At 33.1% G+C, this 19,936-nt stretch carries 18 protein-coding genes; 8 read left to right on the forward strand and 10 right to left on the reverse strand.

All coding sequences use genetic code 11. The features are described from left to right. Positions 1 to 2: 2 nt before the first annotated feature. From GQ47_RS09260 to GQ47_RS09300, 9 genes are all read right to left on the reverse strand, one after another. Complete coding sequence (locus GQ47_RS09260; RefSeq protein ID WP_035647539.1) at positions 3 to 1,010, reverse strand: GntR family transcriptional regulator; 1,008 nt, start codon at positions 1,008 to 1,010, stop codon at positions 3 to 5. Between the two features lie 243 nt (positions 1,011 to 1,253). After that, on the reverse strand, positions 1,254 to 1,502 hold the full coding sequence (locus GQ47_RS09265) for a hypothetical protein (protein WP_035647542.1): 249 nt from the start codon (positions 1,500 to 1,502) through the stop codon (positions 1,254 to 1,256). A 29-nt stretch (positions 1,503 to 1,531) separates the two neighbouring features. Continuing rightward, positions 1,532 to 2,557 carry a glycoside hydrolase family 43 protein gene (locus GQ47_RS09270; protein WP_035647545.1) on the reverse strand — a complete coding sequence of 342 codons (1,026 nt, stop codon included), beginning with the start codon at positions 2,555 to 2,557 and terminating at the stop codon, positions 1,532 to 1,534. Positions 2,558 to 2,587: 30 nt separating this feature from the next. Continuing rightward, positions 2,588 to 4,021 (reverse strand): MFS transporter, encoded by a 1,434-nt coding sequence (locus GQ47_RS09275; protein ID WP_035647547.1) that lies wholly within the window; start codon positions 4,019 to 4,021, stop codon positions 2,588 to 2,590. Positions 4,022 to 4,243: 222 nt separating this feature from the next. Then, positions 4,244 to 5,353, reverse strand: coding sequence for an endo-1,4-beta-xylanase (locus GQ47_RS09280; protein ID WP_035647548.1), 1,110 nt, complete (start codon positions 5,351 to 5,353; stop codon positions 4,244 to 4,246). A 167-nt stretch (positions 5,354 to 5,520) separates the two neighbouring features. Further along, on the reverse strand, positions 5,521 to 8,097 hold the full coding sequence (locus tag GQ47_RS09285; protein WP_035647551.1) for a glycosyl hydrolase 115 family protein: 2,577 nt from the start codon (positions 8,095 to 8,097) through the stop codon (positions 5,521 to 5,523). 226 nt (positions 8,098 to 8,323) lie between these two features. Beyond that, a complete protein-coding gene (gene uxuA / locus GQ47_RS09290; protein ID WP_152561021.1) occupies positions 8,324 to 9,487 on the reverse strand; it encodes a mannonate dehydratase in 1,164 nt (387 codons plus the stop codon). A 136-nt stretch (positions 9,488 to 9,623) separates the two neighbouring features. After that, the gene (locus GQ47_RS09295) at positions 9,624 to 10,361 is read right to left on the reverse strand and encodes an SDR family NAD(P)-dependent oxidoreductase (protein WP_035648133.1); all 738 of its coding nucleotides are present in this window, start codon (positions 10,359 to 10,361) and stop codon (positions 9,624 to 9,626) included. A gap of 16 nt (positions 10,362 to 10,377) precedes the next feature. Then, entirely contained in the window at positions 10,378 to 12,531 is a 2,154-nt protein-coding gene (locus tag GQ47_RS09300; RefSeq protein ID WP_035647555.1) for an alpha-glucuronidase family glycosyl hydrolase, read from the reverse strand. Between the two features lie 447 nt (positions 12,532 to 12,978). Here GQ47_RS09300 and GQ47_RS09305 point away from each other — a divergent pair, with 447 nt between their 5' ends. Beyond that, positions 12,979 to 14,595 (forward strand): L,D-transpeptidase family protein, encoded by a 1,617-nt coding sequence (locus GQ47_RS09305; protein WP_035647556.1) that lies wholly within the window; start codon positions 12,979 to 12,981, stop codon positions 14,593 to 14,595. A gap of 60 nt (positions 14,596 to 14,655) precedes the next feature. Here GQ47_RS09305 and GQ47_RS22855 read toward each other — a convergent pair whose 3' ends face one another. Next, positions 14,656 to 15,618 carry a hypothetical protein gene (locus GQ47_RS22855; protein WP_152561015.1) on the reverse strand — a complete coding sequence of 321 codons (963 nt, stop codon included), beginning with the start codon at positions 15,616 to 15,618 and terminating at the stop codon, positions 14,656 to 14,658. Between the two features lie 366 nt (positions 15,619 to 15,984). On the opposite strand from GQ47_RS22855, the gene GQ47_RS23630 reads away from it, so the two are divergent. From GQ47_RS23630 to GQ47_RS09340, 7 genes are all read left to right on the forward strand, one after another. Further along, the gene (locus GQ47_RS23630; RefSeq protein WP_193745221.1) at positions 15,985 to 16,155 is read left to right on the forward strand and encodes a hypothetical protein; all 171 of its coding nucleotides are present in this window, start codon (positions 15,985 to 15,987) and stop codon (positions 16,153 to 16,155) included. Positions 16,156 to 16,394: 239 nt separating this feature from the next. Next, complete coding sequence (locus GQ47_RS09315) at positions 16,395 to 17,912, forward strand: ATP-binding protein (RefSeq protein ID WP_371199628.1); 1,518 nt, start codon at positions 16,395 to 16,397, stop codon at positions 17,910 to 17,912. 6 nt (positions 17,913 to 17,918) lie between these two features. Continuing rightward, positions 17,919 to 18,587 carry a response regulator gene (locus tag GQ47_RS09320; RefSeq protein WP_035647561.1) on the forward strand — a complete coding sequence of 223 codons (669 nt, stop codon included), beginning with the start codon at positions 17,919 to 17,921 and terminating at the stop codon, positions 18,585 to 18,587. A gap of 164 nt (positions 18,588 to 18,751) precedes the next feature. Beyond that, complete coding sequence (locus tag GQ47_RS09325; protein WP_035647563.1) at positions 18,752 to 19,042, forward strand: DUF3892 domain-containing protein; 291 nt, start codon at positions 18,752 to 18,754, stop codon at positions 19,040 to 19,042. A 7-nt stretch (positions 19,043 to 19,049) separates the two neighbouring features. Next, on the forward strand, positions 19,050 to 19,277 hold the full coding sequence (locus tag GQ47_RS09330) for a DUF4236 domain-containing protein (protein ID WP_035647566.1): 228 nt from the start codon (positions 19,050 to 19,052) through the stop codon (positions 19,275 to 19,277). Positions 19,278 to 19,279: 2 nt separating this feature from the next. Then, entirely contained in the window at positions 19,280 to 19,522 is a 243-nt protein-coding gene (locus GQ47_RS09335; protein ID WP_035647568.1) for an excalibur calcium-binding domain-containing protein, read from the forward strand. A 15-nt stretch (positions 19,523 to 19,537) separates the two neighbouring features. Then, positions 19,538 to 19,933 carry a hypothetical protein gene (locus GQ47_RS09340; RefSeq protein ID WP_035647569.1) on the forward strand — a complete coding sequence of 132 codons (396 nt, stop codon included), beginning with the start codon at positions 19,538 to 19,540 and terminating at the stop codon, positions 19,931 to 19,933. Positions 19,934 to 19,936: the final 3 nt, after the last annotated feature.

The raw sequence follows: 19,936 nt of genomic DNA on the forward strand, positions 1-19,936 counted from the left end.
ACTTACAATGATTCTCTTATTATTAATTTTGTCGGCACATAACACTGCGTTTCTTCGTCATGCGTAATAAATGCCGCTGCTTTGGTTCCTATTTCTTTAAAATCAGTTGATACAACCGAAATTCCTTTGTATATAAATTTCTTCATTGGGGTTTCGTTATAGGATAAAAATCCGACATCCTTTCCCGGTTCAAAATCTTTCTCTTTGCACTGCTCTAAAAAGTGTCCCAAAATCCTGTCGCTTACACTGATATAAGCAATTCCTTTTTCGATATTGAACTTTTTCGGATCTGTAATCATTTCAAATTCAAAATTGAAATCAGCACAGAATTTCTTAAAATATTCTACTGTTTCCCAAGGATGATTGGTAAAATCCGGATATACAAAATGTATCTTTTTATACTTTTTAAACAAATCTACAGCCTCCGTCAGAGACTCATAAAACGCTTTTCCAAAATCCTGAAAAACATAATTATTTGTTTTTTTCGCCTGAATATTCCAATCAATCAAAAGCAATTTATCTTTCGAAATCGCTGACAAAGCTGGAGCAATCTCTTTGTGATCAAAATTCATCACTACATATTTGTAATATTTTCCGATTCCGTTATTGATGATCGTTTTAAAAACATCAATATTATAATGATGAAACTGCACATCAGTAATCACATTGTCCGGCACATTATTCACAAACGAATGATACAAAACCTCTTTATAAGCCTTAAAAGTGTCTAAAACCAAAAGCACTTTTCTCGTTTCGCCTGCTACATAATAACCTTTATTCGGCACCGAATCAATCGTATTTTGATCTTTTAGAATCGAATACGCTTTAAAAACCGTGTCTCTCGAAAGCTGATACGTTTTGCAGATTACATTTACTGACGGAAGCAAATCTCCCTTTTGTAAAATATTCTCCGCAATGGCATTCGTAATTCCGTCAACCAACTGTTGATACTTCGGAATATCACTTTCGTGATTAATTATAAACTCAAATTTTTCTTCTTCTTTTAGCATACCGTTCTGTTCCGTTCTGTTATGCTAAAGTAGCTAAAAATCTTTTATAAAAAATTATTTTTTATATTAAAATTGTTAATTTTTAATATGTTATGCTTACTAATTTGGGCGTGTTTCGCCGCGGCGAACCGGGCTATACGTTTCAAGTCCTCGTCTCGTCAAAAGACGAGATGGGCTTTCCACTTCTATCCCTCACGCAAACTGTTTTCAAAAGAAATTACAGCATTATTTACCGCACCTTTGTCATTTCGTTTTAGAAATTCGAAATGACAAATTATACGGAAAAACGTTGTCTACAAATAATCCTTCTTTTGATTTAAAAATATTCGCAGACGCATGATCTCTTCTTTGATAATTAAAACTATTAAAAACAATAACATCTTTTTGAACAACCGGTTGTGGTTTCAGGAAAATTTTTTTACATGCCATTACACTAACCATAGAAAAGGTTAATACTATAATTTTTAAACCAGCTGTTCTTAAGTCAATCATCTTAAAATTAATTTTGAAAATCGTCTTGTTTAATCTTCTTTATTATAAGGATCAATTGTTACAATCGAACCATCTTCATTATATTCAATTTTAGTCACTTTTATGGACCTCAAATGTGTCACTCCTTTTGACAAACTCGAATCATGATAAAATAAATACCATTCATTTTCAATTTCGCAAATAGAATGATGCGAAGTCCAACCCACAACTGGATTCAAAATACGTCCTTTGTAAACAAAAGGCCCGTACGGATTGTCACCAATTGCATAACAAATAAAATGCGTATCGCCCGTTGAATAAGAGAAATAATATTTTCCGTTGTATTTATGAACCCATGAAGCTTCAAAAAAACGACGATCGTTATCACCGGCTAATAAAGCATTTCCATTTTCATCTAAAATTTTGATTTCTTTTGGTTCTTCGGCAAACTCTTTCATATCATCCGAAAGCAAAGCTACGATTGGCCCTAAAGCTTCTTCATTTGCCTTTGGCTCCTCATATGACTTATCATAAGTATTGTTTCTATATTTTTGAAGCTGACCGCCCCAAATTCCACCAAAATAAATATAGTACTTACCGTCATTATCCTCAAAAACTGCCGGATCAATAGTGTAGCTTCCTTTTATAGCATTTGGTTCTGACTTAAATGGTCCAGTTGGAGAATCACTTATTGCCACACCAATCTGGAAAATTCCGTCTGCGCGTTTTGCCGGAAAATACAAATAATACTTGCCATTTTTACAAGCCGCATCTGGCGCCCACATTTGTCTAACTGCCCACGGAACATCATCAACATGTAAAGCTACCCCGTGATCTACTGCTTCTGCGTCAACATTTTCCATCGAAATTACATGGTAATCTTCCATTCCGAAATGATCTCCATTGTCGTTAAATGGAATTCCCGCATCAATATCATGCGATGGATATATGTATATTTTGCCGTTAAAAACGTGTGCCGATGGATCAGCGGTATAAATATGATTAACTAAGGGATTTGAAATTGCACGCTTATCTAACGCGGCAAAGTCAATGTTTTCAATGCTATCTTCAGGCATATTCTCTTTTTTTAAATTTTCTTTAATACATTAAACTCTTCTTTCTTTTAAATCTGATTCAATCTGCACTTCCATTTTCTTGTCGATTTTGTAGAAAAACAATAATCCAACGCCAATAAGGAAAGGGATAGCTGGAAAAATGCTAACCAGTAGTTTTATTCCGTTTATCGCTATATCTGTCTGTTGTGCAGCATTTGGCACGTAATTAAAATATCCTAATAATGAAGTTGTCAAAGCGCCTCCAATGCTTAAACCTGCTTTTAAACCAACCATCATGGCTGAAAAAATAATTGCAGTTGCACGGCGGTTATTCAACCATTCTGAATAATCGGCAACATCAGCGATCATTGCCCAAAGAAGTGGTATTGTTATTCCGTAGAAAAATCCATGCAAAATTTGAGAGAAAAACATGAAGCTGATTGATGTGGACGGAAAGAAATAAAAAGCAATAACAAAAAGCGTTGAAATGAATAAAAACAAACCGAACACATTTCGCTTTCCGTATTTATCCGCAAGACTTTTAGACAAGGTAATTCCGACTATCATAAAGATAATTCCGCCGGCATTAAACAATCCAAATCCGGCTGAAACAGGATCACTCCCAAAATAATTCAACCCAATATTCGACAAAGTATCTAAAATAGGCTGAATAAAAACCGCTAATTGCTCTTTATCAACATAGTTTTCAAAATAATAGACATATGATCCACCTTTCATCGCAAGTGTTATAAAAACCAAAGTTGTAAGTGAAAGCATGATTATCCATGGTCTGTTTTTTACCAAATCGCTTAAATCTTCTTTTACACTTGATTTTTGTTCTGGTTTAGGAATAATCCTTTCTTTTGTGGTTAAAAAGGTGATTAAAAGCATGATGGTTCCGATAATCGCCAAAACTGTCATTACTTTTTCAATACCAACAGCTTTATCCCCATTTCCGGCACTTTTTATAATTCCGAGCATAAATACCTGAACAAAAAACTGCGCAAACATAACTGCCACAAAACGGTAGGATGACATACTGTTTCGCTCGCCCATATCGCCTGTAATTACACCACTTAAGGCTGAATAAGGCAAATTATTTCCTGCATAGAAAAGCAATAATAAACTATAAGTTACGACTGCATAAATCACTTTTCCCTGGTAAGAGAAATTTGGAGTTGTAAAAGCCAGTAATGCAATTACTCCCAATGGTACAGCTGTCCATAAAATCCAAGGTCTGAATTTCCCCCATTTGGTACTCGTTCTATCTGCGAGCACACCAATAATTGGATTAAAAATAAAAGCGGCAATCAAACCGACAACCAACATTATTATAGAAGAATGTGCAGGCGATAATCCGTAAATATCGGTATAAAAATACGCCAGATAAGTCATCAAGGTCTGAAAAACTAAATTTGCAGCAAGATCACCTAAGCTATATCCAATTTTTTCTTTTATGGATAGTTTTTGGGAATTAAAATTCATTATTGGTTCGTGGTTATTGTGGTTAATTTTTACAATCAATTCTTATAAAAAATCAATCATTTCAGTTAGCTCTTATACTGATTTCAAAAGCTTTTCACTTAAGCAATCGGTTGTGTAAATTTAGTAAAAAAAATATACCATCCAAATTTACTTTGTTTAATTGCATTATTTTCAGAAAAACAGTCTGTTAGCATTCTCAATAAATAGAATTCGCAGTCTTTTTTATTCTTTTTTTGCTTTAAGCTGAAGAATGCTATCGTATGCTTTTTTATGTTTCATTTGAGTATCAAATGGAAGCGGATAATTTGTTCTTCCTTTTATAGGCCAGTCATTTAGCCATGATTGTCCGTCATGAACTCCCCAAAAAGTAACTCTGCTGATTTTGTCTTTGTGCTTTAAAAATAACTTAAAAATAGAAGCATAACGTTCAGCTAATTTATTCTGAATCGAATCAGGCAATGCTTTTGGATACGGATTCATTTTTTCACTTCCTTCAAAATTCTGATTCACATCTGCTCCTTTTAAATCCCATGGATTTGGCAAAACCGTAATATCCAATTCCGTAAATGCAACTTTAATTCCTAAAGCCGAATATTCCAAAATACTTTTTTCGATTTCTTCAATTGATGGACTCGCTAAACGCCAATGTCCCTGAATTCCAACTCCATCAACTTTTCCGCCTGCAGCTTTTATTTTTTTGATTAAAGCGATAGCTCCAGCTCTTTTTGCAGGATCTTCAATATTATAGTCGTTGTAATATAAATCTACTTTTGGATCTGCTTTTGCCGCTAATTTGAAAGCATCAATTAAATATTGCTCTCCAAGCGTATTCAAAAATACTGACTTTCTTAAAGTTCCATCTTCGTTTAAAGCTTCATTTACAACATCCCACGAACCAATTCTTCCTTTGTATTTAGAAACTATTGTCGTGATATGATCTTTCATAAAAGCCTTCATTTCTGTACTGTCTTTTATTTTTTCCATCCAAGGCGCTAATTGGCTATGCCAAATCAAAGTATGACCGTGAATAAACATTTTATTTTTTTCTCCGTACGCTACAAATTTATCTGCCAATGTAAAATCATACTTATCCTTTTGCGGATGCACAAACATTGATTTCATGATATTTTCTGCCGTAATCGCATTAAACTCTTTTTTAATCAATGAATCTTCTTTTGTACTTTTTTCTTGAATTTGGTCTGCGCTTAAAGCCGTTCCAATGTAGAAATCGTTTTTATAAGCGTCTTTTAACGACAGTGTTTCTTTTTTTGAAGAACAGCTTACCATCAGCAACGTTGCGACGGCAAACACATAAGGGTTAATAAATTTCATATTTTTTGGTTTTAATAGTTAATAGTTTTTTTCTTTCTCAATCTTGTCATTTCGACGAAGGAGAAATCACACTCGGGATTCGACAACGATTGGCGACATTCTGTGAGGAGTTTCTAGTGTGATTTCTCCTTCGTCGAAATGACAAACAGAACGTGTTACTTTGTGTATCATTCCTTCCTAAAACTTTCCGGTGGCCCTAAATACGACTCCAAAACTTTTTCTTCTTCTGTTTCAATTACAATTTTCTGAAGCACCAAAGCCGGATCAATCGCATAAATTTTCAAAACATGATTTCCTGATTTTTCTATTTGATGTTCCGATGTTATTATTTTAATATTATTTGCTACCGATGACGCCCAAGCTTTCTCTGAAAAATCTGCATTGAGGTTCATAATTTGCGGTTTTTCCGAATCGAAAGCAATTCCGAATTTTAAGCCATCACCGTTTTTAAAATTGATTGTTGGCGAAAAATAAGCTTTTACTTTTATTTTCCCTTTGCTGAAAAAATGAACATTATATTCTAATCTTGGTGATTGTTCTGAAATTTCAATCGGCTGAACATTCGAAGGTTTTATTGTTATTCCAGCATCTGTTTTTCCAAGATTTGGGATTACAGTCCATTTTACTGAATCCGAATTTATGGCTTTAGAATAGTTTTTACTTTCTATCGAAATATACCCGTTATCCTCAACAAAACCTCGAACATGTTCTAAATTTCTATTTTTATTAGTTGATGTCTCAGCCTTCGTAGAAGTTTTCGTCTCAACTTTATTTGAAATTTCAACTGTTTTTGTTTTTGGAATTACATTTTTATCAGGTTGTTGCCAATTTGTATAACCAATGTGTGTCTGCGACATCATATGATTCCATTTCCCATTCGCTACTTTGGTATGATAATAATTTGTCAACAGACTATCTTTTTCAAATAATGATTTTACTTTTTCAGCATAATCATTTGCCGAAGCTCTTCCCTGCTCTGCATATAAATGATTTTTGGCCGTCGCGACATACAATTCGTTTAAATTGGCACTTGCCAAAACCGGAAATAAAACCAGCTGATAATAAGCATCTTTATATTCAGGCTTCAATTTCTCGTTTATTGCATTGGTTTTTTTAACCAATTTTTGATAATCAGCTACAACTCGATCTGCTTCGTTATAATTTGTAATGCTATAGGTTTTCTCATCCAATAATTCAGGTTTTCTGCGTGCATTGTATTTGGTGTACAATTTCAAAATCTCCGCAATTTCTACTGTAAACTGACCTCCAAAATTCTCTTTTGCCCAATTCACATAATAATCTTGTAAATTTCCGGCATTGAATTTTTCTGGGTTCCAAGCCATATCAAGGAAAAACTCAATTGGAAATTCCATTGGTTTTATATCGCCAACATTTACTATCCAGATTTTATCAACTCCATGCTGATACGCCAAATCCATTTGTTCCCAAGTGCGCTCGATTTGGTTTGTATTGATCCATTTATAATTTCGCGGACCGCCAACGTAATCATAATGATAATAAATTCCGTAACCGCCTTTTCTTGGTTTTGCATTCAATTCGGGCAGTTTTCTAATATTCCCCCAATTATCATCGCACAATAAAAGTGTTACGTCATCGGGCACTGTCATTCCTTTGTCATAATAATCCTGAACTTCTTTATAAAGCGCCCACATTTGCGGTGTTTCTTCAATTGGCTTTTTAGTAACTTCCTGAATAATATTTCGCTGTGTTTTTACAATATTTTCCAAAAGCCCAATTGCAGTTCCTTCGGTCATTGGTTCGTCGCCGTCGCCTCGCATTCCAATTGTCACAATGGTTTCTTTATTTCCCATTCTTTTAATTCCGTCCTTCCAGAACGTAATCAAAGCTTCAGAATTGGTATTAAAATCCCATTTTCCTTTTTCTTTCCCCCATTCAGCATGCGCTCTCGTTAACGGTTCGTGATGCGAAGTTCCCATTACAATTCCATATTCATCGGCCAAAACTGCATTCTGCGGATCATCCACATAAAACATTCTTCCCCACATTGCTGGCCATAAATAATTGCCTTTCATTCGCAGAATCAATTCAAAAACATTGTCATAAAATTTCGAATTAAATCCGCCGAATTTTTCAAAAGCCCAACCTGTTAATGCCGGCGCTTCATCATTTATAAAAATACCACGATATTTTACTTTTGGTTCTCCCTGCGAATGAATTCCAGGCAAAACATGTAATTCTGATTGTTTTTTAACCGGAACATCTGCCCAGAAATACCAAGGAGAAACACCAATTTGGCTAGACAAATCGTAAATTCCGTAAATCGTTCCGCGTTTATCTGAACCTGCAATTACCAAGGCTTTTTTTATTCCTTTAAACGGATTTTCTACAATTTGTGTGGTAAATTTTTCCCATTTTCCCTGAAGCTGATTCGCGTCAATTTTTCCTTCTTTGGCTAATTGATTGATAATTTCGCTTTTTCCAAAAGTCCCAATTATGACAACAAAACCTTCGGCTTCAGAAATATTTTTAATTCGCTTTGAATGCAAATCTGAAACTTTGAAAATATCATTTTCTAAATGTCCTGCAACTTTCAAAACGCCTGCATAATCTTTATCGTCAACCAAAATTGAAGCTATTTTTCCTTTTGAAACTAAAGGGAAATTTTTAGCAGAAGACTGATTTACTATATATTTCTCTGGATTTATGGCATATGTATTTGTGCTTAACCCGATAAGGAAAAGCAGCGAAATTATATTTAGCATTTTAAATTTTAAACACATAGAATCATAGTTTTTTAGCTCTTTCAGCTTTTTTCGTTCAGTTTTGTCATTCCGAGGAACGAGGAATCTCCGCGAGAAGCTCTACAAAGCTTGGCGACATTCTGTGCGGAGTTTCTTGTGGAGATTCCTCGTTCCTCGGAATGACAAACAAGACGTTTCATTCAATACCTAATAGATTTTGGAAACCAGTTAGGATGCTTAACTTTAATTACAAATTCAATTTATAAGCAATTCCCATTTCCAAACCTCTTAATTCTGCCAAACCTTTCAATCTTCCTGTCAATGAATATCCTGGATAAGTTTCTGTTTTTTCGTCAACTGCGTGCAGAAATCCGTGATCAGGACGCATTGGCAAACTTATCTTTGTCTCATTCATCAATAACAAGATTTTTTCCAAAATCACTTCCATTTTCACATCGCCGTTTAAATGTTCTGATTCTCGGAAAATAGTTTCGCTTTCGCGGATGGTATTTCGAAGATGCAAAAAATGAATTCGGTCACCATAATCATCAATTATTTTTTCCAGATTATTTTTCGGATCAGCGCTTAATGAACCCGTGCAATAACACAATCCGTTTGCTGTTGAAGGAACCTCATCAAAAATCGCTTTTAAATCGGCTTCTGTTGAAACAATTCTTGGAAGACCTAAAACCGAAAATGGCGGATCATCTGGATGAATCGCTAATTTTTGCCCATTTACCTCAGCAATCGGAGTTACTTCTGATAAAAAATAAATCAGGTTTTCTCTTAGTTTTTGATTGTCGATTTCAGCATAATTTTCTAAAAGCGCCAAAATTTGTTCGGCTGTAAAATTGATTTTACTTCCTGGCAATCCTAATAAAACATTTTTAAACAATAATGCTTTTTCATCTTCAGACAATTGATTCCCAAATTGCAAAGCTTTTTCTTTTTCAGCATCTGAATAATCATTTTCTGAATTTGGCCTTTTTAAAAGAAATACATCAAAATAGGTAAATGCATCCTGATTATACAGTAAAGCTTTACTATCATCAACGTTTATAAAATTGTGATTGGTTCTTACCCAATCCAATATCGGCATGAAATTATAAGTAATGATTTTGATTCCACAATCTGCCAGATTCTTTAAACTGATTTTATAGTTTTCAATGTATTGAAGGTAATTTCCCGAAGCACGTTTTATTTCTTCGTGAACAGGTAGACTTTCAACAACCGCCCATTCCAAACCTGCATTTTTTATAATCTGCTGTCTTTCCTTAATTTCACTAATTGTCCAAATTTCCCCTACTGGAATATGATGCAAAGCCGTAACAATTCCAGTTGCTCCAGCTTGTTTGATATCTAATAAAGTAACGTTGTCCTGAGGTCCAAACCAACGCATTGTTTGTTGCATTTTTGTCATACTTATTTTTTTAATCTCGCAAAGGCGCAGAGGCGCAAAGTTTCTATTTAAAAAAGCTTAAAAAGAAAAATACTTTGCGACTTCGCTCCCGATAGCTATCGGGATTGCGAGAAATTTTCAACGCTTATTAAAACCCAATACTATTCCCGCCATCAACAGGCAAAATAGTTCCGGTTGTATATTTTGATTCGCTTAAAGCGAAATAATAAACCGCATCAGCAATATCCGAAGGTTCTCCCAAAAAGCCCATTGGCGTTCTTCCCAATACTTTATTTTTTCTTTCTGGATCGCTGTCCAAAGCTTTAGCCGACATCTTCGTTTTAATAAAACCAGGAGCAACGCAATTAACGCGAATTCCAAACGGAGCCAATTCTACCGCCATAGCACGCGTCATCGATTCAATCGCACCTTTGCTTGCTGAATAAGCGATTACTTTTGGAATTCCGTATTGCGATGCCATCGAGCTGATGTTTACAATACTTCCTGCTCCATTTTCTTTCATGTTTTTTACAACCGCTTTACTTACTGCAAAAACACTTAAAAGATTGGTATGAATTATCGATAGAAAATCTTCATCGGTAACGTCTAAAAATTCCTTTTTCAGATTGATTCCGGCATTGTTTACCAAAATATCAATCGGATTATCTTTTGTGATGCTTTCAATCATGGCAGGAATTCCGGCCAAATCATTCAAATCGAAGATTACCGGAATAGCATTTTCGCCAATTTCCTTGCAGGCATCTTCTGTTTTTTCTTTTGATCTTCCTATTATGTAAGTTGTGATTCCGTTATCACAAAGTTTTTTTGCTGTTGCAAATCCTAAACCCGAATTTCCTCCGGTTACTATTGCCGATTTTTTATTCATAATTTTTAAAATATATTTATCCATTTCCCGGTGCAAATGGGAATTTTAATGATTTAAAATAATCTAATGTTTGTGCTGGTTTTTCTACTCCCGCCGGAAGTTCTTTTCCTGAAAATTGCTGAAAATACAACAAACAGGCATCTCGCCACCATTTTGCTTCTTTGTACTGAATTTCTAACAACATTCCGACTTCATTAAAGCGTTCGCTGTCGATATATTTTTCCGTTTTCTTCCAGACATTCTGCATGGCGGCAACCTGATTTACGCCTTCCTGATATTTGAGTGCCAAACCATTCCAAAGCGTCTGACCGTTTTTCAGTTTATAATCCCATGAAACATGATGAAACCATAAAAGATCCTTTTCTGGACAAGTTTCTAAATTATCAAAAAGTTTCTCAACTTCAGGCGCGTATTGCGAAGTAGCATTTGTACCCGATTTTGATCGGTCAAAACCAATTCCGTTTTTGTCTGCTTTATGATAATACGTCGGATTCCATTCTGGTCTTGACAAATTCGAAACCCAAGGTCCCGGCCCATAATGATGTCCAGTGTCCATAATGTGATGCAATCCAAGAGGTGTCATATAATTTACAACCGCTTCACGTGATTCCATCATTATATTTTTAACCGGTTTAATGAAATTCTCATCATTAGAAAAAGTACATCTCAACCATTCATCGGCAATAATTTCTGAATCTAAATACGGATTCCACGCCAATCTGCCGAAACCGTACCAATTGGCTTGTGCAAAAGGATGTCCGGTCCAGTTTAAATCATTTCCAATATTTGCCACGCCGGCAATTCCGGTTAATTTGTTTTGATATAAAGTACCGTCAACAGATTTGGCAACAGTTGAACCTTTTCCTTTTTGAAATGTATCAGATTCTAAAACTTCCTGAAATAATTTAGGCAGAAAAACCAAATGCGTACTGAAACCCAAATATTCCTGCGTAATTTGAAATTCCATCATTAATGGCGTTTTCGGCATCGCTCCAAATAATGGATGAAAAGGTTCTCTTGGCTGAAAATCAATAGCTCCATTTTTCACCTGAACAATTACATTTTCTTTGAATTTTCCATCATACGGTTGAAATTCGGCGTAAGCTTGTTTGGCACGATCATTTGCATCATGTTCCGAATACACAAATGCTCTCCACATAATTACACCTCCAAAAGGCGCAACAGCATCGGCAAGCATATTGGCTCCGTCTACATGATCTCTACCATAATTTTGAGGACCTGGCTGACCTTCTGAGTTGGCTTTTACCAAAAATCCACCAAAATCCGGAATTCGTTTATAGATTTCAGCTGCTTTATTTTTCCACCAATTAATCACTTCAGGATCTTTTGGATCGGCAGTTTTTAGATTTCCAATTTCAATTGGTGCCGAAAATCTTGCGGTTAAATACACTTTCATACCGTAAGGTCTGAAAATATTGGCCAAAGCCTCAACTTTCTCCAAATATTGTGGCGTCAGAATTAAGGCGTTTGCATTGACATTGGTCAAAACCGTTCCGTTGATTCCAACTGATGCATTTGCTCTGGCGTAATCAATATAACGCTGATCAATAAAATCAGGCAATTTCTGCCAGTTCCAAAGTGAAAATCCGGCGTAACCTCTTTCGACCGTTCTGTCTAAATTATCCCAATGATTCAGAATTCTGATATTTGTTTTTGGAGAATCGGCAATGTTTAAATTTTTAATCGATTTATTCGTCTGCAATATTCTCAGGAAATTAAATACGCCGTATAAAACAGCAACGTCATTTTTTCCCGTAATAATGATTTGTTTTTTATTTTGAATGGAAATCGATTTGATGATAAAACCTTCATTGTTTATTTTATCAAAATCAGCACTAACTGTCTTTTTTATTTCAGGATTTAATGAAGATTCAGCGCCTACAATCAGATTATTTTCTTCTTTTATTTTCGATTTTACTTCTGGAACATTTCCCAACATGCCTAAAAATCCAGTTTTAAGTTCTTTCTGGGCAACTTTAATCGTTTCGGAGGTTCCTAAAACAACAATTCCTTTAAGATTACTTTTATATTCTGAAGCTATTGTAGCATTGTTCACGGCATTATATTGAAGCCACAATTTATAATCCTTTTGTGCCGAAGTGGAAAAGGAAATCAGAAGAAAAAGGAAAACAAATCTTAATGAAGTCATTTTGGTTTTTTAATTTATTCTTTAAAATTTCAAATTTGAATGAATCAGTTTTTTTCGTCTGTATAAAAATATTTGATAAAATTTTAATTCAAAAAATACATTATTCGAAATAAAACAACAATTGCAATCGGTTGCGTAAAAATATAAGATTGCATTTGAAGAAAAAAACTTTTGCTTCATTTTTTTTCAAAAAATAATTTCTTTAACAAATAAAAGCAGGATAATTTGAAAAACTATCCTGCACTTTCTTTACTTGTTTCGATATCATTTTCACCTTTAGTAGATACTATTTTTTTTTAAGCAATTTCTTAAAATATAAACCTCAAAATATTAAGATATTTTTTATAAATTTGAGTAAGAATAGCGATTTCCCCAAATCATTTTTTTACAACTTACTGCTTGTTTCCACTGTTTTCAAAAAGGATCTATAACGTAAAATCGAAAAAAATGAAAAACTTTACTTTTGCCGTAATTCTTTTACTGGGGATTTTTTTCAATTCCTCAACTGTTTTTTCAAAAAATGATCTGCATATTTCTGAAGCACATAAAATAATTGCTTTTTCTACCAGCTCTCCAGAAATTACTACTGCCTCAATCGCTGCATTTTTCAAAAAATATTCTGATTTAAAATCCTATCAAACCGATGTTGCAGCTTTGTATAAGGATAAAGCCTATAAACCGATTTGGTATGAAGGAAATGATATAAACGAATTTGGGTATCTTTTATATCACAAATTAAATTCAACTTACGAAGAAGGTGTCCAAATTGATATTCCGTATAAAAAGAAACTTGACGAAGTTTTTAACGAAGAATCAGCATCAAAATCAAAAATTTCAGAATCTGATACAGAACTTTTACTGAGTTCCATGTACATTTTATATGCCAAACATGTTTATCAGGGAATTGACGCCGATGAACAAAATAAAATTCAATGGTATTTGCCTAAGAAAAAATTATCTTATGAAACCTTATTAGATTCAATTGTAAGTAATCCCGATTTATTGAAGGAAAACAAACATGTTCTTTTTAGCCAATACTACAAGCTTCAGGAAGTTTTAAAAAAATACCGCGAAATCGAAAAAAGCAATCAATGGACTCCCATCTATATGGATAAGCCTTATCAAGATTTGCGTCCTGATGCTACTTCTCAAACCATTGCCGATGTTAGGCATCGTTTATTCATAATTGGCGATTTAGCCAATGATTCTAAAAGCAATTTTTATGATCAGGAATTGATGGATGGTGTAATGAAATATAAACTACGACATGCATTGTCACCAAATTATATACTTACAAAAGAACATATTGACCAAATGAATGAACCTATCAGCGATCGTATTAAAACCATAATGCTGAATATGGAGCGTTGCAGATGGATTCCACCATCCCTGGAAGATCAAAGCGAATATGTAATGGTTAATATTCCGTCGTTTATGCTGTATTTTGTTAGAGATAAAAATTTTGATATTGTATCGAAGGTTTTTATCGGTACTCCATTAACCAAAACGGTGATTTTTAGTGGACAGATTGACCGAATTGTTTTTAGTCCGTATTGGTATGTTCCAACAAGTATTATCCAAAACGAATTAAAACTAAAAATGGCCGAAGACAAAAATTACCTAGCCGATCATGGTATGGAATGGAACGGCGGGAAAGTGAGACAAAAACCGGGTCCGGAAAATGCTTTAGGGCTTGTTAAATTTATGTTTCCGAATCCGAATGATATTTACATGCATGATTCGCCATCTAAAAGTTTATTCGGATTTGAAAAACGTATTTTCAGCCACGGTTGCATCAATGTAGAAAAAGCGAAAGAACTTGCCGTTTCAATGATGAAAGATTATCCGGAGTGGACAATTGATAAAATAAATGAAGCCATGAGTGGCGAAAAAGAAACACCTTTTTTCCTAAAGAAAAAAATCCCGATTTATATAGGTTATTTTACCGCTTGGGTAACAAGAGATGGAAATATGAATTTTTATCCTGACGTTTATCAAAGAGATACTCGCTTAAATGGAATGTTGTTTCCAAATGATACTGCTTATAAATCGGATCAGGAATAGACGTAATAAACTTCATCAAGGAAAACCTCCCAAAGTAATTTTTATTTTGGGAGGTTTTTTCTATTTCTTATTGACGTACTTGTCTAAAATATATTTTGTAACTGGTCTTAACGGACTATTATTTTCTGGATGTCTTCCGTGATTGTTGAAAAAATCAATGCTATCTCCTTTTTTTGCATACCAGATAATTGCATTATGATTCTTATCAAAATAAACTGTTGTATCACAAACCTTTATTTTCTTAAGACCAACTAAATTCTCATCTAATAATTCAACAGGACTACCACTTATAAATCCCTCCGATTTCAAATTACAATCTACAATTTCATAATGATCACCTGACCATTGCATACATTCTTTTCGTGGTAAGGCTAAAAAAATGATTAAACCTAATCCAGCTAGAACAGCTACAATTGCTAAATATTTTAATTTATTAGATTTTGGTTTCTCATCCATATTAACAAAAGTCGATATTGATGTTTCTTCAGATTTAACTTCCTTACTTTGAACTGGTAGAGGTTCTTCTATAACAAAATCTGCTTCTGAATTATTTGAGTTTTCGACTTTTACTTTATCACTCAAATTATCTGAAGAAACTTCTTTAGCTGAATCAGATGTACCTCTAAGAATATCTATCAATTGTACATCTTCTTCATCCATTTGTTTCTTATACTTATTAAAAGGTCTTGGCCGAAGATCTACAAGTATTGCAGCCAATTGAATAGTATCTTCAGATGGTTTCTCCGTTTTACCTTGAAAAAATCTCTTCACTGCTTCTAATTTGTTCATCTCATCATCTCCAAACAAATTCTTTTTATCCTTATCAAATGGAAAATCAAAAAAAGATTCAAAAGCATTTAAGTCTTCTTTATCAGGATTTGACTTAAATCTTTTGACACATAATTTTCTAAGATTTGCGGGTGTTGGCGAACTTAAATTATTTGAATAATCCCCTTCTTCTTTTTCCTTTTCATATTTAGCTTTAATAGCATTTTTATAATCTTCAAAAGTAATGTTTGACATAGGCATTTGAACTTTTTACAACTTTTCTAAAGTACTTTATTCTACTTTTTGTGACTTTTTAGAACTTCTCACGACTTTAAAAAAACTAATTAGACTTTCCTGACTTTCTGATCAATACAGCTCTAAACCCCACATAACTTTGCCTCAACAAAATTAGTTAACGTTATGACCTGCAGGTTAAAAACAAAAATACAAAACTAGTTTTATTAAAAATGCGGAAAACCGTAAGACGGAATTTATCCGGGAAGTATAGATGAAAATCTTACTGTTCTACGCATTTCACTTCCCAAACAAAAAATGGTATCGACTAGATCTGGAATAGTTCCGGACAGCAATACCCATGTCTAAAATTTAATCGTAAAAAACATGAAAAAGATATTTTTATTGGGAGCGTTTGCGCTATTGTCAGCTACATTATTCTCTTGCACAGCCGACGAATATGATGATGTTAAAAAAGAAATTAAACCTATAAAACCAACTTATGCTGATGGCCCTGGAGATACAGTTCCTCCTCCTCCACCTCCAGAAGATGAATAAAAAAATCTATTAAAAACAATAAATTTGTATTTTCGGGGAAAGTAAATTTTATGTTACGATCCCCGTTTTTTTATTTTCTTTTTTTACTGTTTTGCTTTTCATGCAAAAACAAAGCTACTATTCCTGTAAAAAATGAGATCATAAAAAAAGAAGCTTTAGAGATTAGAAATAAAGGCATTGAAAAATTTGAACAAGCAAATTATGATAGTTCCTTTTACTACTATAATAAGTCTAAAACAATGTATGAAAAAGTCAAAGACAGTACAAATATTGTTTTTATCCTTGCTCAAGTCGCCCAAATCCAACAAGTCAATGGTGATTATTATGGAAGCCGGGAAACACTTACTGAAGCCCTGCCTTATATCAAGAAAAAAGATATTTACACCGCCACAATCAATACTTTATACGGAATAGCCGAAAAAGAATTATCTAATTTTGATGATGCAATCTATTATTATAATCAAGGTTTGAAAGATTGCCCAGATCCCTCATGTAAAGAAAACACTTTAAACAACATTGCAGTAGTTTATACTCATCAAAAAAAATACAATCAGGCCATAAAAATTCTTGATTCTATTTCGAATATAAAAGCATCAGCAGATCAATCAGAAAATTTCAAAGCGAGATATATAGATAATTGGGGTTACGCTTTATATAAAAATGGACAGACTGATAAAGGACTTAAGCTTATAAAATATAGTTTAGAGTTAAGAAAAAATGTTCCTTATGATTATGGAAGCATTGAAAGCAATTTGCATCTCGCTGAACTTTATACTGAAAATGATCCTTTACAATCAAAAGATTACGCTTTAAAGGCTTACAAAACTGCAACAAAACTTCATAGTATTGATGAACGTTTAGAAGCGCTTTCTTATTTAATGATTAATAAGTCATTGACAAATAATACCGAATATGCTAAGCAATTTTCTTTTTTGAACGACAGTATCATAAAAGTTCGCAATAATTTTAAAAACAAATTTGCCAAAATCAAATATGACTCTCAAAAGGAAAAAGATGAAAATCAGAAACTTCGTTTAGAAAAAGCTGAAAATCAATTATTCTTAGAAAGAGCACAATTTAAACAATATTTATTCATTGTCATTTTTTGCTTTTTGTCCATATTGATCTTTTATCTTAGAAAATATTATCGAAAAATAAATCGAATCGAAAAAATAAAAACGGCCTACGATACTGAGACAAGAATTGCAAAAGATATTCATGATGAATTGGCAAATGATGTCTTCGATACCATAACCTTTACACAAACCCAATCTTTAACAGCCGAAAATAATACAGGAATCTTATTGCAAAAACTAAATCATATTTATACTCGTGTTCGAGGTATTTCAAGAGAAAATAATGATATTGATACTGGAACAAATTATTCTAGAAATTTGAAAGAAATGCTTTCTACTTATGGGGACAAAAATATAAATGTCTCAATTAATGGTATCGAAAAAATAAATTGGGATTTAATTGAGGAGCTTAAAAAGATAACAATTCATCGAGTCTTGCAAGAATTAATGGTCAACATGAAAAAGCATAGCGAAGCTTCGGTAGTTGTTTTAAAATTTGAGACCGACAGCACTAAAATCTCTATAAATTATTCAGACAACGGAAAAGGTGGTGAAAAATCAAAAATTATAAAAAATGGTTTACAAAATATGGAAAACCGTATTTTATCTGTAAAAGGAGCAATTACTTTTGAAACCGAACCTCAAAAAGGTTTTAAAGTAAAAATAACTATGCCTAAATAAAAGCCTATGTTTAAAAAAGTAATAATAGCTGAAGATATCGATGCAATGAATTTAGGAATTCAACAGGTTTTGAAAGAATTGAATATTGCCGATTACCAACATTCTAAATTTTGTGATGATGCATTTCTAAAGATACGTGCCGCAATTCACAAAAATGAACCGTTTGAATTATTAATCAGTGATCTTTCCTTTAAAAAGGATCATCGTGAACCCAATATTATAAATGGAGATGAACTGGTTCAAAAAGTACGCGAATTACAGCCTGATATTAAAATAATTGTCTATTCTGTCGAAGACAAAAGCTTTCGTATTAAGTCGCTTTTTGAAAATGCTGAAATAGATGGTTTCGTTTTAAAAAGTTTGAACAGTATTGAAGAATTAAAAAAAGCAATCAATCTGATTTCAAGTTCGGATAAAAAATTTATTTCTCCAGAAATATCTTCTGCTTTACAGGAAAAAAACAATTTTGAAATAGAAGAGTTAGATATTAAGATTTTAAAATACTTAGCCGATGGCGTTTCTCAAGATGAAATAATAGAAATTCTAAAAACCTTAGGAACTAAACCGAACAGCAAAAGTGCTATGGAAAAAAGACTTTCGAGATTAAAAGACTTTTTTAAAGCCAATAATACGCTTCATTTGATTTCAATTGTAAAAGATATGGGAATAATTTAAATTCCTGCTATTCCTATTTTAAAGCTCCTTCGGGGGCTTTTTTTATTGCCGAAATTTAAAATTTTATGGATTATGGATTTCCGTAAAATACTGGTTTTATTGATTTTACTTTTGGGTTATTAAAATTAAAAATAAAATCATTTACTAATTAAACAAAAACAGAAATGGCAACAGCACATGAAATTAAATGTATAAATAAATCTGACAGATATAATATACATGAACGTATTTTAAGCATCGGCGGAATAAACAATGACGGAACACATTGGAAATTATCTTTAGATGATGCAATAAAAGGGATTGAGGATGGTAAATGGACTTTTTATGTAAACAATATTTATGGTCAAAAAGTGAACGTAATAATTGCAAAGACAGTATTAGGAAACAAATACTTGAAAACTGAGGCCGACACCACTGAAAAAAACAATTTACTGGAATTACCTGAGTGTAAATAATTCAGTCATGGGCTTTCGATTTCAAAAAAGAATAAAACTTGGAGGAGGACTTGGTTTGAATATTAGCAAATCAGGAATTTCTCCAAGTCTTAGAACAAAAATGGGCACATTTAGCAAAAATGGCTATTCAACAAAAACCGGAATTCCTGGAGTAAGATATCAAAGCAGTGGATGTCTTATATTATTTGTTTTTACAGGTCTTCTCACATTTTTAATTTATCAACTAAAGCAATAAACATGAAGCATAAAAAAATTACAATACTCTTATTTTCACTTCTATCAATTATCGCGTTTTCGATTTCTTGTTCAGATTCAGGAGAGACAAGTTCAAATTCTAATACGAGTTCAAATTGTCCAACAAAAACTTGTGGTGATTTTGCAACTAGAGCGCAAGCACAAGCTGCATACAATAACAATAAAAGCTGTTATAAAAATCTGGATGCAGATGGAGATGGAATTGCATGTGAAAATCTAAAATAAACAAACCAAAAAACCATGATAACACTAGAACTTAAAAGTCATTTCTTGAGATTGTATCAAATGGCAATGGCAGACGATCAATTTAATGTATTAGAACTACAAATGTTATATCATTTTGCTGACGAAAGAGGAATTCCAAAAGAAGAATTGGACAAACTTTTTCTGAATCCTATTAATGTAGAATTTATAATTCCAGAAGCTTTAACTACAAAAATTGAGTACTTGTATGATCTGACAAAAATAATTTGGGCAGATGAAAAAGTAACTGACGACGAATTAAATATGCTCAAAAAATATTGCAGAAAATTTGATTTCGTCGAAGAAAACATTAATGATCTATCTGATTATTTAATTGATTGTGTTCAAAAAAATATCAGCAAAGAAGAAATTATTAGTCAACTAAACACTTAAACT

This window comes from Flavobacterium sp. ASV13 (genome assembly GCF_000745775.1).
In the GTDB taxonomy this organism is placed as follows: domain Bacteria; phylum Bacteroidota; class Bacteroidia; order Flavobacteriales; family Flavobacteriaceae; genus Flavobacterium.